Genomic DNA, 12,566 nt, shown 5'->3' on the forward strand with positions numbered 1-12,566 from the left:
TACGAATATTATTGGTGAAATTTTCTTTAAATTCAGCAAGAACATAATATCTCTTTACTTTTGCCCAATGATAACTTTACTGTTTTCTTCTCGAAAAAGGTTATCAATGAAGTGTTCTTTCTAACATCTACCAATGATATATCGTAAAATTCAAGTGACGTTTTTTACTATATTTGCTCTACTCACTGTTTCCTCTACGGCAATTGCTGATTCAATGACCATTAACGGTTCCGGTGGTAATTACAGTTATGAAATTTGGCGTACAACAGATAATAAGAGCTACTACTTAAAGGTATGGGAGCGTCAATCTAACAGGCAGGGCACACCACTGAATACTATTCGTAATTTTGAGTCCACTGGCAAGGCTCTAAATTATTTTGATTGTCATTATGCTCGCCAATCTTGTTAACTAGAGCGCCGGTACAGTAATCACTATTTCGAGTTAGGATGACCAAAGGGGCTGACACGAGAGTTGTATAGTGCTCAATGATGTGAAGTTGTGTAACGTATTTCTCATTAAAGAGTAGTAGGTTTAAACAAATGCAACCAACCTTGTGGCACCCGCTAGTAGAGTTATCAGACACGTAGCAGGCGAGCCTCACTGCGTGAGGAGCTACGCTAACGTGAACCGGATCACACACGCCAAACTGTTTATTTTCTTGCGGCAAGTGCGTCACCAATTATTTGATGATCAATTTCAAACAGAGTTGGCAAAAATTTATGATAATAGTTCCTGCATATTAACCCCTAGTAACACCTGCGTTACTAGTAAGTGGTAACCATTTTGTGAGCAAATACGAAGCTAGTAACTAGGAAGCAATTGAGTTGTTATAAATAGGGTAGACGCCGAGATACGTATCTCGGCGTCTACCCGAATAGACATCTCCCGAAAGTCTTGGTAGGAGCGCAAGGCATTGCACCCCTACTAAGACCTTTGGGTAATGCATTAATTAATTTCTGGAGATGTTTAATGGGTAAACTTTGGTAACTGGTGCTCGATTCTCTGGGGTGTGAACAACTGCCATTGTTTCAAACGTTGCATTGTCCGGCATTAACTTGCTCTACTAGGCGTGCCCAAACATGAAGATTGTGAACTACGGCAGTGCGCCGCAGGTCAAACAAGTTCTTGCGTAAACCAACATAACGAGCACGATTGCTTTGCCAATGTCCCAAGTGTGCCAAAGAATGCTCAACTGCTACGCGCTCACGAAGTTTTGCCCGCCCTAGCCTAGTTAATTGACGTTGCCGTAATTCTTGTAGTAATTGCTCTTCTGGATGAATAGAAACAGTTCGCCCATATGGGTTTGTCGTACAACCTGCTTGTAGAGGACAGTTCGCGCAAGCTGATTTGGGAAACTGTACCTTTGCTCCTAGCTTAAATGGGAGGGTAATTTGATTCGGACAGGTGATTTGTTGTTCCTCCCAATCTAAGACAAATGATGTTTTGGGAAAGCGCCCATCACGATTCCTGACTGCCCAAGCTTTGCAGTAAATTTTTAACTCTTCGGTTCGGTGACGAACTAATTTGCTACTTAGATAAGCGCGGTCAATCTGCAACTCCACCAGTGTCACGTCTTGGGCTTTAAGGTCATTGCTAATGGCGTCACTTACCCAAGCTTCTGGAACATTAGCTGGAGTCAAACCCACAGCCCGCACAATTCCAGTATCTAAATCCGTGAGCACGTGACGTTTATAACCATCAAACCTTTGATTGCGACTTTTACGTCCATGACGCATTGTTGGGTCTTCGACGCTCACTCGTCTATTTTTGGCTACCCCTTGTCGTAGTTGCGGTGTCCCATTTGCTGTCACTTCCACATCCTGAGATTGAATCTGTCGCGCCACTTTCAGATTCTGTTCTACACTACTGGTTACACTTAGTGGATGATTTTGCTCGAACCAAGTTTCTATTGCTTGCAGAGCCATAAGCAACCTGGACAACGCTTCTATGCGTTCTTCTGGATTGTCCCAGTTTATATCGAGTGCCGCTTTTACACTCGAACCACTAATAAATTCTGCTCCTAATTCAGTCGCTATCGCCGTCAGCTCCCCCCCCTGCTGGCGGGCTATCACGCTCATTGCCTTCTTAAGAGCATGACCCAACAAATTGTAAGTATCTTCTACTTTCGCCCCTCCCCACAATGGTGATGAATCCAACGCCCCCCGCAAATTTTTTGACCCAAAACCACCTGTCTGTTTTGCTAATTCCACCGTGCGTTCAATTAACCTTCGATCTAATCGCCGCTTTATCAGTCGAGTACGAAACCGAACTAGCGTTGGCTTACTAAACGGTGGTTCTTCACACTCGAGACAATTCAATACCAACTGCCAACGTTTGTCCATCAACAACAACTCTATTGTTTCGTCATCACTGGCTCTAGTATAGGCTTGCAGAATTGTTGCTAAGGCTAGGAGTGCAGGTGGTATTGGCGGATGACCTTTGGGACTATCATCATAAATTTTTGCCAACTCTGTTTGAAATTCATCATCAAATAATTGGTGACGCACTTGCCGCAAGAAAATAAACAGTTTGGCGCGTTTGATCCGGTTCACGTTAGCGTAGCTCCTCACGCAGTGAGGCTCGCCTGCTCTGTGTCTGATAACTCCACTGGCGGGTGCCACAAGGTTGGTTGCATTTGTTTAAACCTACTACTCTTTAATGAGAAATACGTTACACAACTTCACATCATTGGGCACTACACAACTCTCGTGTCAGCCCCTTCATCCTAACTCGAAATAGTGATTACTGTACCGGCGCTCTAGGTCATTGGTCATTGGTTATTTGTTAAGTGGTTTTGTATTTTCAAGAACTAATGACTATTTTTATTAAGTTAGGTAATAAAAATTTATTAGAAGCTTTAAAAGTTAATAATTCGTTACCTGAATCCCAGTTAAGACGCTTCATGGGGTGTCTCTACATAAATATTTATTCAATACAAAATATTTGATTTTTGAAGATTTTTGTTAACGTTTTGTGACAAAAAGAGTTGCGATCGCGTGTGTTTGTTTGTCATTCAATACGTAGCTCAATATAGGCAACTTAAGGCATAAAAACCCGGTTTCTAAAGACAAGTATCTGACAGTCATAGGACTTACGTAACTTTAACAATATTTTGTGGATTTCACACTTTGTAGAGATCTTGAACCTCTTAAAAAAGGGGATGATGTGTAAGTCTTACTTCAATCGAGTTACTATATTTATTTCAACATTTATCAAAAATTGGTAAATTAACATACAATCTAAAAATACGCTTTACTGTATGAGTGAGAGGGAATTATGAGCCGTCCTATAATACTTGGTATTGTTGGCGACAGTGCCGCTGGTAAGACCACATTGACTAAGGGGATTGCTCAAGTTCTCGGACCGGAGAATGTCACGGTTATCTGTACGGACGATTATCATAAATACGATCGCAAACAGCGTGCTGAGATTGGTATTACTGCATTGCACCCTGAGTGTAACCATCTGGATATTATGCAGCAGCACTTGTCGCAGTTGCGGATCGGACAGCCAATTCTCAAACCTGTCTACAGTCACAAAACAGGAACTTTTGAACCTCCTGTATATATTAAGCCAAATAAGTTTGTCATCATAGAAGGGTTATTAGGTTATTCCACTCGTATTGCCCGTGACAGTTATGATGTAAAAGTTTACCTTGCACCTCCCGAATCTGTGCGTGCTTCATGGAAAGTGAAGCGAGACACTCAGAAGCGAGGTTATACAGAAGAACAAGTTCTTGAAGAACTCAGAAAACGCGAACCAGATTCAGAAGATTTTATTCGTCCGCAGAGACAATGGTCTGATATCGTGGTGAGTTTCTACCCGCCTCATGATGAGGTAGATCAAGCAAATGGGCATTTGAATGTCCGTCTGGTACTCCGTCCTACCATTCCGCACCCTGATTTTACCCAAATTATCAATTCTGGTGATGGCACGGAATCTGCAATTCGGCTGGGATTGGATAGAGATATGGGTAAACCTGTGGATGTTTTGGAAGTTGATGGTCATGCCACTTTAGAGCAGGTGAATAAGCTCGAACAGATTCTTTGCTCTGATATGCCCCATCTCAAAAACATATGCGATCGCGAAGGAAATCCGGAATTGGGCAAAGTTGCAGGTACGACAGGAGAAACCATTCAAAGCAACCCGCTTGCTATCACTCAGTTACTAATTACCTATCATATGCTGAAAGCTACGCAAATTCACTATTAAAGAGGAACGGCGAAAAGTCGATTTCTATCGAGGTACAGGCAAATATTAAATAATTTTTCAAAAAAGAATTAGTTTCAAAGGTTACCAGAGATTTTCAGGAATAAGTGAATGTATCATTCTTATCTCCTGCTCTCTCCTATGACTTATAGCCTTAGAATTGCTGATATGCCCCTGACCGAACGCCCACGCGAGCGATTGTTGACATATGGCCCTAAAGTTTTGGCTACAGCCGAGTTGATAGCAATTTTGCTGGGTACCGGTCAAGGAGCCGGAAAACTTTCGGCTGTGGGTTTGGGGCAGTATATTTTGAACGAACTTGGGAAACACCAGCGTGAGGATGAGCCTTTAACAATTTTGCGAGATGTCAGCGCCTCAGAGTTAATGCAAATTCATGGTATAAAAGCTGCGAAAGCAGCAACTATTGTGGCAGCTATTGAGTTGGGTAAAAGAGCATTTCTATCTCGTCCTGGCGAAAAGACGGTTGTTGATAATCCAGCAGTGGCGGCTGCAGCCCTCAGTCAAGACCTCATGTGGCAAAATCAAGAGAAATTTGCTGTTGTTCTGTTGGATGTGAAAAACCGTTTGTTAGGAACGCAAGTGATTACAATTGGCACTGCAACAGAAACTTTAGCTCCACCGAGGGAAATTTTCAAAGAGACGATCAAGCAAGGAGCCACTCGGCTGATTGTAGCTCACAATCACCCATCGGGAAATCTTGAACCCAGTCAAGCAGATATTGAATTAACCCGTCAGTTACTCGTTGGGGCAAACTTATTGGGCATTCCTTTACTCGACCATCTCATTTTGGGTGATGGGACTCACCAAAGTTTGCGGGAAATTACAACTTTGTGGGAAGAATGTCCGCAGGGAGATTGAGAAAACTTAACCTTTTTCTTAGAAAATCAAAAGTATTCTAATTTACCTGTGTTTGAGTAGTTCATCGAAGAAGGGAACAGGGAGCGCTTAACGGATGTTAAGCCTTCCAAGTTTAAAGTGACTCTCTGCTGGGAAGTTTTTGAATTGTTGTGGAACTTTCTTCTCGCACTGGGAATCATAGGCAAGGTGCTTATGAGATAACAATATGTATCAATTATTACGTAATATTTGCTGGGCTGTGGCAAGTTTCTGGGGTATGTTGGCACTTGCTAACTTTGAGACTCCGGCGATCGCAACGACTTTCATCATTTGGGCGCTTTTGTTTTTGCCTCCGCTTTATCAAAAGACACAAATTTATAAATTAGACAAAAACATTCTTTGGCGAGTTGTTATCTTTATCTTTGCTCCCATCGTAATTCCAATTGTAATGTCTGTTAATATGCCATAACCTTAACTTTCTCCCTAGAGAGCTTTATACTGTCGTAATTCCCCCAAATTCCTTAAAAGTGTCACATGACTGAACAAGAATTGTTGGAAGCCATGAAACTCACGATTGTTGCTAGAGATTGGCAAGGTTATTTGAGTTTTCGCCGTCAGCTAATCGCTCTCGATCCTCAATTTCAAAGCAAAATGCGGGCATTCTATGGAGAACTATCCGATACCGATTTAATTGCGTATGCAGATTACTTCGGTTTCGATCAAAAACTACCAAATCATATTAAGGAATACTTAAAAATTAAGGAAAAAGCCAAACAAGAAGAAAGGGAAAGACTTGCACAAGAAAGAACGGCAGCCTGGGAAATGAATGCCAGAAGTTTGAAACCCATACTGCGTAAACCCTCCAAAGATTAAAAATTGTAAAGTATTAAATTAGCAATGTCTCTTCTTCAAAAATATATTAAATTATATTAAATAAACTTGACAAAAGTTGTTGCTTGTATGTTTACGAAAGAAGTAGGCTGTTAAACAGGCTTTAACGATCGCTTGGCTCCCATTTAAGATTTCGTTGATAAGTTTATTTTGTAAAGCTAAATTCAGCTTTGCAAGATTAAGAAAAACTGGTGGTTATTGGTATCAGTTGCTCGGCACGGAAGTTGCGTCAACTGGAAACACAGATGAGGAGCAAAGTTTATGCAGCGATTTAATGTTGAGCAACTGCTATCAAGCGCAATGAGACGTCGGCAGTTTTTGATTGGTGCTGGAACTGTAACTGGGTTTGCGATCGCCAATCAGTTTCCCAGAAAAGTTAATGCTCAACCAAAATTTTCTACATATCCATTTAGTTTGGGTGTTGCATCAGGAGATCCATTGCCCAAGAGCGTGGTTCTGTGGACGAGGCTTGCACCAGAGCCTTTGATTGAAGGAGGTGGAATGCCAAAGCAAAACGTTCCCGTGCAGTGGCTGGTTGCAACTGATGAAAAGATGCAACAAGTTGTCCGCAGCGGTACGGCAATAGCAATTCCAGAGTTTGCTCACTCCGTTCATGTTGAGGTGATGGGGCTGGAACCCAATCGCTGGTACTGGTATCAATTTCGTGTAGGTAAGGAAGAGAGCCAAATTGGGCGCACCCGCACTGCACCCGTTCCAGGGGATTTCCTCAACGAGCTAAATTTTGCCTTCGTGACTTGCCAAAAATGGGAAGACGGTTTTTATTCTGCTTACCGCAACCTAGCTCAAGAAGATTTAGATTTAGTCTTTCACTTGGGTGACTACATTTACGAGTATGGCATCAGTCCTGGTAGTGTCCGCAATGCCTCTTTGCCAGAGCAATTTCAGCAAGAGACAACAACATTAGAACAGTATCGCCTCCGTTACGCTCTGTATAAAACTGACCCAGACTTGCAGTTGTGTCACGCCTTGTTCCCTTTTGTCGTGACTTGGGATGACCATGAAGTAGATAATGATTATACTAATGCTTTATCGGAAAAGAACGATCCCATCGAAGATTTCCTTCAAAGAAGAACAGCAGCTTATCAAGCTTATTACGAACATCAACCACTACGTCGCTTCTCTGTACCCCAAGGAGCGGATATGCTCCTTTATCGGCGGTTAACCTTTGGAAATTTAGCTGAGTTTAGCGTACTCGATACCCGACAATACCGTAGCGATCAACCCTGCGGTGATGGTGAGACACAGCGTTGCTCCGCAGCACTAGACCCAGCCAAAACGATGACTGGCGACAGACAAGAACGCTGGCTCCTCAATGGTTTGAATCGTTCTCAAACACGCTGGAATATCATTGCTCAGCAAGTGCTGATGGCAGAATTGGATCACAAAATTGGGGAGGGTGAAATCTTTTGGAATGACTCTTGGGATGGTTACCCTCTTGCAAGGCAACGTGTCCTCAGCCATATTACAGAACGGAACATCAGCAATCCAGTTGTCATCACGGGTGATTGGCATTCTACCTTCGTTAGCGACCTCAAACTGAATTTCAAAGACCAAAACTCACCTACTGTAGCTACAGAGTTTGTTACCCCCTCTTTAACCAGCAACGGCGATCGCATTGTTTACGGACCCTACTACGGTCCGATGATTCCAGAGAACCCACACATTAAGTTTTTCGATGGCGATCGCCGTGGCTATTTCCGAGTCAACCTCAACCACCAACGCTGGCACACAGATTTGCGTTTTGTAACCACAGTGAGCCGTTCGGATGCACCTATCTATACTTTTGCTTCCTTCGTTGTTGAGAACGGTCGTCCTGGCGCTCAGACAGCATAATTAAAGGGAGACAAGGTACTGTTAGCGAATTCTCTAATGTCCTGTATGGATAAGAGCGATTTTTCAGTGCTATCGAGAGCGAGGAGAGGACTGTTGCAGTGAAGTAGCCTCAAGTTGCCCAAGAGTAGCCTAGTGGTTGCCCTAGTGATGGGGTGAATGGTTGGCGTGGGGTCATTTTTGGAGCGAATTTGGTTGCCAACTGTTGCCACAAAATAGCCAAAGGTTATCTTAAAGTAGCCTCTGGAAATTATCACTATCGATGCAACAACTGGTTTGCTGAGTTGGAGTAATCCGGTGGCTGGGAACTATAAAATCTTTGTCGGAGCCGTTGATGATGGTGGCTTGGGTGCGGCACAGGGCTTTACTCTGACAGCACGAGCGCACAATGCGCTAGTGATTCGCTCAACTCCTGTGTTAACAGCTACTCCTGGTAGTGCGTATGCTTATGATGTCATAGCCGCAGATGTTGATGGCGAGCCCCTGACGTACTCATTAGATCCGGTCTCTCGCTCTTTCAGAGCCGCTACGCGATCGCACTTTCAATTACATAGCAGGCTATCAACTTGATATTGTTACTGAAGCAGGTGAAACGGAAAATTATGATTATGACCAAACATAACATATAAACGTTTAAATCGAGGAGAGACTACGTCTGATGTAGATATTGCAGCAAAACTAGCTCAAGCTCAAGCAAAGGCTCTAAGTAAATCAGTCATTTTAATATTTGTCAATCTTGTCGATTAATACTCTAATCTAAAGATAAAGTTGACAATATAAAAACATCTAACCGAGTAGTTTTTGGACTTTATTACATAAAGAAATGGATGAAAAAAAACAAAAACAAACAGAAATATATGAAGCAGTAAAAGCTGGAAAAATTGAAAAGACTATAGCAATTCTTAATACTGGGATCGATTTAGAGTTCAAGTATAAATATGGTGATACTCTGTTAAAAACAGCCGTTGATTATCACCATGTAGAAATTGTGCGCCTGTTACTTAAAGCAGGAGCATCAACTATTTCTAGTAATAAATATCTCCTGAGGCAGGCTCTCAACTATGCTTTAAATAAAAATGATATTAATATATTAAAAGAATTAGTTGGGGTAGGAATCAATGTTAATCAAAGTTTAAAAAACGATGGTGAGACTGCAATAATGGATGCAGCACACTGTGGAAATTTTAATGTTGTCCGGATGTTAGTTGATGCCGGAGCAAATGTAAATGCAGTTACTAATGGTGGATATTTCGCTTTATGGAATGCTGCAAATCAAGGATGGCGGGAAATTTACGACTACCTTGCACCTCTAACAGATGCAGAATTGAGACAAGAAGCGGAGCAACTTCTAGCTGAAGGCTTAATCTACCGCCAAAGAGCGAATGATAAATTTACTGAGGCTTTTATTGAAGCAGCAGCAATGGGCAATCTTAATGCTGTCAACAAAGCAATAGATGAAGGAGTTAATGTCAATGCCATTAGCTGTGAAAATGTGATGGCTCTCAATATTGCTTCTTTTTGGGGTCATATATCAGTAGTTAAAGCTTTAATCAAAGCTGGAGCAAACGTTAACAATAAAAATGAAAACAAGAGTCGAACTGCATTAGTAAAAGCTATTGATGGACTTTCTACAGTAAAATACTTAAAAAAAGATACAACAAGACAGATTGAAGTGATTCATATTTTAATCGAAGCAGGTGCTGATGTTAATGCGACCAACAATGATAATTGGACAGCCTTAATGGAAGCTGTAAAATCTGATAACATCCAGATAGTTGAAATTTTGCTCAAAGCTGGAGCAGATATTAATATTAAAAATCTAGCTGGACAAACTGCTTTGTCATTGGCTCAACAAGGTGGAAATAGTGAAATTATTCAACTTCTTCTCAAAGCTGGAGCTATAGAAAATTAGAAAACTGACACTCTTATTTAAAGATACTTATAGTAATTTACATAACGAGCGCTACCTATCCCGAATGCAATACTGCTCGGTTAAGGGAAAATAGGGGGTGAGATAAAGCAGAATAGCGGCGTCTACCCATGAACGAACCATCCGGAGCGAGTGAGAATGAGTCTACTATTACAATCGCCGAACCGCAAAGTGGCACAAATCAAGTGATAAAAAGTACATTAGAAGACGGAGATATGGAAGTACGATACGGCTGTACTCCGTAATTGCTAATTCCAAGACGCTTGCTTGACTTATCAGCTACTTTCTGCGCTCTGCTGATGTCACTGGTATCACTATCGATGCTGAATATTATCAAGGGTTAATGAAACGTATAATTAGAATTAGGACGATGGAAAATACTTTTTCTAGCTGACAGCATAATTTGAAATTAAACTCTGGTAAATAAATATGGAAGATTTATACAAGACATTACAAACAATAAAACAACATCCAACTGTTCGTTTAGGAAAGCATTCAATATTTCATCTAGAAGCTTTCTTCTTTGGATATTATTATATGATGCGTCATCTAGAAATGCCATATTACATGGAAAATTTTAAAGAATTTGACAATTTGATTAGATGGATTCGTAATAAATACGATGCAGGAAAAAACCGTTCTTGGGCTAGTGTAATACTTTTCTATTCAGAAGATGAAAGAGATGCTCTAGATAATTTTTTTGAATTATCTGATGAGTTTTTTGCTCAAAAAAATAATTTTCAAAATCAAAATATTGATAATAAACAATAAAGAAAAGAAAAAATGGTTGATTTATACGATGTTATAAACAAAATACAAAAAGAGCCGATTTTTTATTTGGGCAGGCGTTCTCTCATTGCTCTGTATGCTTTTTTGCGGGGATATAATATTGCTAGACGAGAACTTCAATTACCTAAAACAGAACAAGAACAAGAATTTGAAAAATTTCCAGACTGGATCAAGTGGAAAGCTATGATTGAAGTCAATCAATCATGGGAAAAAATAATACTACTGTATTCTGATGATGATGTCAAAGCTTTTGAGAAATTTTTTATTTTATTTAAAGAATTTGTTAATCGAGAGGATAAATAAAAAATTAAAACACACGAAGATTAACTAGAAAAAATGTAATCGGACTCATAAGTCGAGCTAAGCACTAAAAATTTGAGATGGCTCTAGCAACCGTCTTACAGTAGCAAGAGCCTCTTCCCCTGGAATTGGTTGCACAGAACCAGAGCGAATTTCTGAACATCGTTTTTTTGCTTCAGTCATCCATGCTGCTTGGATTGTTGGTTCAGTATCAAACTCCAAGCTTTCAACTAGCTTTTCTGCTAATAACGCCCTGGATGCGCTAGGGAGTGCTAGGAGTTCTTCTGTTAGTTCCTCAATTGATTTCATGAAACCTCACAGGGTTTTAAGTCCTATTCTATCTTCGTTCCAAATGAAATGCTGGTTCCATTCCATCTGCCGAGGATGGACATTTTCAATTGCGATCGATAAGATAGGATTGCTATGACAATTCTATCTTATTTATGACAACTTCAATAACGGCAAAAGCTTACTATAGCTTAAAGAGAAGAAAGAGAGAATTGCAAAAAACTATAGGGAGCATCTCGTTTTGTCAAATTGCCCTCAGAATAAAATTCTGGGACTACACAAACAAAGCCTGCGGAAGCAGGCTATTTATTTGTCGGCGTAGGCGGAATGGGGGTTGTATAGCAGCGATTGCGAACATCGCAGGCGTGTTTTTTCGATATGATTCCTATTTAATTTGTAAAATATAGCTAGGTTTGTCATTGCCTACCCCACAGTACTTAAGAATTTTCATCAATCATTTATGATTCCTATAGCTGTCCGTGTAGGAGTTACAAAAATCTCTCCCTTGTCCTCCTTGTTCGGCTCTCAAATAGGATTGCTACATATATCGAATTATTTGTTAAGGGTAACTAGCGTATAATATGCTATTGAGTAGAGAAAAAACAGCATTTTACTTGAAAGATTTGGAAACACCAGTAGGCAAAGCTGTGAATCTTACTATTGCCGGATTGGTTTTACTATCGTCAGGAATTTTTGTAGCGGAAACATATGATATTCCTGAGATTGTTCGATTTAATCTAGATGCAATAGACACCGTCATCTTGTTCGTTTTTGCAATAGAATATGTACTCCGCTTTTGGAGTGCAGAAAATAAGGTTAAGTATATTTTTAGTCCATACGCAATTATTGACTTAATGGCAATCTTGCCTTTTCTTATAGGAACGGTAGATATTCGCTTTATCCGGCTGCTAAGATGGTTTCGGATTTTAAGATTAATTAGGTTTATAGATAAAAAGTTTTTATTTAGTATTGATACTGAAGATGGTGTAATTTTTGCACGTATATTATTTACTCTATTTGCGATTATTTTTGTATACTCTGGATTGATTTATCAAGTAGAACATCCCGTAAATTCAAAAGTTTTTGTGACTTTTTTGGATGCTTTTTATTTTTCTGTTGTCACCATGACAACTGTTGGTTTTGGTGACGTGACTCCTGTTTCTGAATTAGGGCGTCTGCTAACTGTATTGATGATTTTAACTGGTGTTGCTCTGATTCCCTGGCAAGTGGGCGATTTGATTAAGCGATTGTTTAAAACAGCCAACCAGGTGGAAACAACTTGTTCTGGTTGCGGTCTTCTTTTTCATGATGTAGATGCAAAATTTTGTAAGAGTTGTGGAACTAAGTTGCGTTAGGGGTTAATAGTTAGCGGACATTACCTTAATTTAGAGTCATCGAAGAATTTAGTATAGGCAATAACATTTTTGCCAATCTCGCTTGCGATAGAAG

The 12,566-nt window shown here is 40.4% G+C and carries 14 protein-coding genes and 1 pseudogene; 12 read left to right on the forward strand and 3 right to left on the reverse strand.

Translation table 11 applies throughout. From position 1 onward, the window contains the following. The first annotated feature begins 133 nt into the window (after positions 1-133). The gene (locus HC643_RS39875) at positions 134-409 is read left to right on the forward strand and encodes a hypothetical protein (protein ID WP_050046216.1); all 276 of its coding nucleotides are present in this window, start codon (positions 134-136) and stop codon (positions 407-409) included. Positions 410-1,029: 620 nt separating this feature from the next. On the opposite strand, the pseudogene HC643_RS39880 reads toward HC643_RS39875, so the two are convergent. Continuing rightward, positions 1,030-2,636: pseudogene (locus HC643_RS39880) on the reverse strand (IS1182 family transposase). Positions 2,637-2,964: 328 nt separating this feature from the next. Continuing rightward, positions 2,965-3,087, reverse strand: coding sequence for a hypothetical protein (locus tag HC643_RS42330; RefSeq protein WP_272900285.1), 123 nt, complete (start codon positions 3,085-3,087; stop codon positions 2,965-2,967). Between the two features lie 190 nt (positions 3,088-3,277). Between HC643_RS42330 and HC643_RS39885 the strand changes: the two genes are divergently transcribed. From HC643_RS39885 to HC643_RS39925, 10 genes are all read left to right on the forward strand, one after another. Continuing rightward, a complete protein-coding gene (locus tag HC643_RS39885) occupies positions 3,278-4,213 on the forward strand; it encodes a phosphoribulokinase (RefSeq protein WP_038090079.1) in 936 nt (311 codons plus the stop codon). 138 nt (positions 4,214-4,351) lie between these two features. Then, entirely contained in the window at positions 4,352-5,089 is a 738-nt protein-coding gene (radC, locus tag HC643_RS39890) for a RadC family protein (RefSeq protein ID WP_038090076.1), read from the forward strand. A 205-nt stretch (positions 5,090-5,294) separates the two neighbouring features. Next, positions 5,295-5,537 carry a hypothetical protein gene (locus tag HC643_RS39895; RefSeq protein ID WP_038090072.1) on the forward strand — a complete coding sequence of 81 codons (243 nt, stop codon included), beginning with the start codon at positions 5,295-5,297 and terminating at the stop codon, positions 5,535-5,537. A 65-nt stretch (positions 5,538-5,602) separates the two neighbouring features. After that, on the forward strand, positions 5,603-5,941 hold the full coding sequence (locus HC643_RS39900) for a hypothetical protein (protein ID WP_038090069.1): 339 nt from the start codon (positions 5,603-5,605) through the stop codon (positions 5,939-5,941). 279 nt (positions 5,942-6,220) lie between these two features. Further along, on the forward strand, positions 6,221-7,813 hold the full coding sequence (locus HC643_RS39905; protein WP_050046217.1) for an alkaline phosphatase D family protein: 1,593 nt from the start codon (positions 6,221-6,223) through the stop codon (positions 7,811-7,813). Positions 7,814-8,107: 294 nt separating this feature from the next. Beyond that, positions 8,108-8,380: a hypothetical protein gene (locus HC643_RS39910; protein ID WP_167844885.1), complete on the forward strand. Its 273-nt coding sequence runs from the start codon at positions 8,108-8,110 to the stop codon at positions 8,378-8,380. A 253-nt stretch (positions 8,381-8,633) separates the two neighbouring features. Next, on the forward strand, positions 8,634-9,722 hold the full coding sequence (locus HC643_RS39915) for an ankyrin repeat domain-containing protein (protein ID WP_050046219.1): 1,089 nt from the start codon (positions 8,634-8,636) through the stop codon (positions 9,720-9,722). Positions 9,723-9,850: 128 nt separating this feature from the next. After that, complete coding sequence (locus HC643_RS42335; protein ID WP_272900286.1) at positions 9,851-9,985, forward strand: hypothetical protein; 135 nt, start codon at positions 9,851-9,853, stop codon at positions 9,983-9,985. A gap of 184 nt (positions 9,986-10,169) precedes the next feature. Next, positions 10,170-10,511 (forward strand): hypothetical protein, encoded by a 342-nt coding sequence (locus HC643_RS39920; protein WP_038090066.1) that lies wholly within the window; start codon positions 10,170-10,172, stop codon positions 10,509-10,511. A 12-nt stretch (positions 10,512-10,523) separates the two neighbouring features. Further along, the gene (locus HC643_RS39925; RefSeq protein WP_038090063.1) at positions 10,524-10,832 is read left to right on the forward strand and encodes a hypothetical protein; all 309 of its coding nucleotides are present in this window, start codon (positions 10,524-10,526) and stop codon (positions 10,830-10,832) included. A 57-nt stretch (positions 10,833-10,889) separates the two neighbouring features. On the opposite strand, the gene HC643_RS39930 is transcribed toward HC643_RS39925, so the two are convergent. Further along, positions 10,890-11,138 carry an addiction module protein gene (locus HC643_RS39930; protein WP_038090060.1) on the reverse strand — a complete coding sequence of 83 codons (249 nt, stop codon included), beginning with the start codon at positions 11,136-11,138 and terminating at the stop codon, positions 10,890-10,892. A 560-nt stretch (positions 11,139-11,698) separates the two neighbouring features. On the opposite strand from HC643_RS39930, the gene HC643_RS39935 reads away from it, so the two are divergent. Continuing rightward, positions 11,699-12,472, forward strand: a complete 774-nt coding sequence (locus HC643_RS39935; RefSeq protein ID WP_038090057.1) for an ion transporter — start codon at positions 11,699-11,701, stop codon at positions 12,470-12,472. The last annotated feature ends 94 nt before the right edge of the window (positions 12,473-12,566 follow it).

Origin of the sequence: Tolypothrix bouteillei VB521301 (assembly GCF_000760695.4) — a bacterium.
Lineage (GTDB): Bacteria > Cyanobacteriota > Cyanobacteriia > Cyanobacteriales > Nostocaceae > Scytonema > Scytonema bouteillei_A.

Coding starts and splice junctions, on each gene's coding strand:
- HC643_RS39920 (WP_038090066.1), top strand. CDS start 10,170: ATGGAAGATTTATACAAGACATTACAAACAATAAAACAACATCCAACT.
- HC643_RS39895 (WP_038090072.1), top strand. CDS start 5,295: ATGTATCAATTATTACGTAATATTTGCTGGGCTGTGGCAAGTTTCTGG.
- HC643_RS39905 (WP_050046217.1), top strand. CDS start 6,221: ATGCAGCGATTTAATGTTGAGCAACTGCTATCAAGCGCAATGAGACGT.
- HC643_RS39875 (WP_050046216.1), top strand. CDS start 134: ATGATATATCGTAAAATTCAAGTGACGTTTTTTACTATATTTGCTCTA.
- radC (WP_038090076.1), top strand. CDS start 4,352: ATGACTTATAGCCTTAGAATTGCTGATATGCCCCTGACCGAACGCCCA.
- HC643_RS39935 (WP_038090057.1), top strand. CDS start 11,699: ATGCTATTGAGTAGAGAAAAAACAGCATTTTACTTGAAAGATTTGGAA.
- HC643_RS39900 (WP_038090069.1), top strand. CDS start 5,603: ATGACTGAACAAGAATTGTTGGAAGCCATGAAACTCACGATTGTTGCT.
- HC643_RS42335 (WP_272900286.1), top strand. CDS start 9,851: ATGAACGAACCATCCGGAGCGAGTGAGAATGAGTCTACTATTACAATC.
- HC643_RS42330 (WP_272900285.1), bottom strand. CDS start 3,087: ATGACTGTCAGATACTTGTCTTTAGAAACCGGGTTTTTATGCCTTAAG.
- HC643_RS39885 (WP_038090079.1), top strand. CDS start 3,278: ATGAGCCGTCCTATAATACTTGGTATTGTTGGCGACAGTGCCGCTGGT.
- HC643_RS39915 (WP_050046219.1), top strand. CDS start 8,634: ATGGATGAAAAAAAACAAAAACAAACAGAAATATATGAAGCAGTAAAA.
- HC643_RS39930 (WP_038090060.1), bottom strand. CDS start 11,138: ATGAAATCAATTGAGGAACTAACAGAAGAACTCCTAGCACTCCCTAGC.
- HC643_RS39925 (WP_038090063.1), top strand. CDS start 10,524: ATGGTTGATTTATACGATGTTATAAACAAAATACAAAAAGAGCCGATT.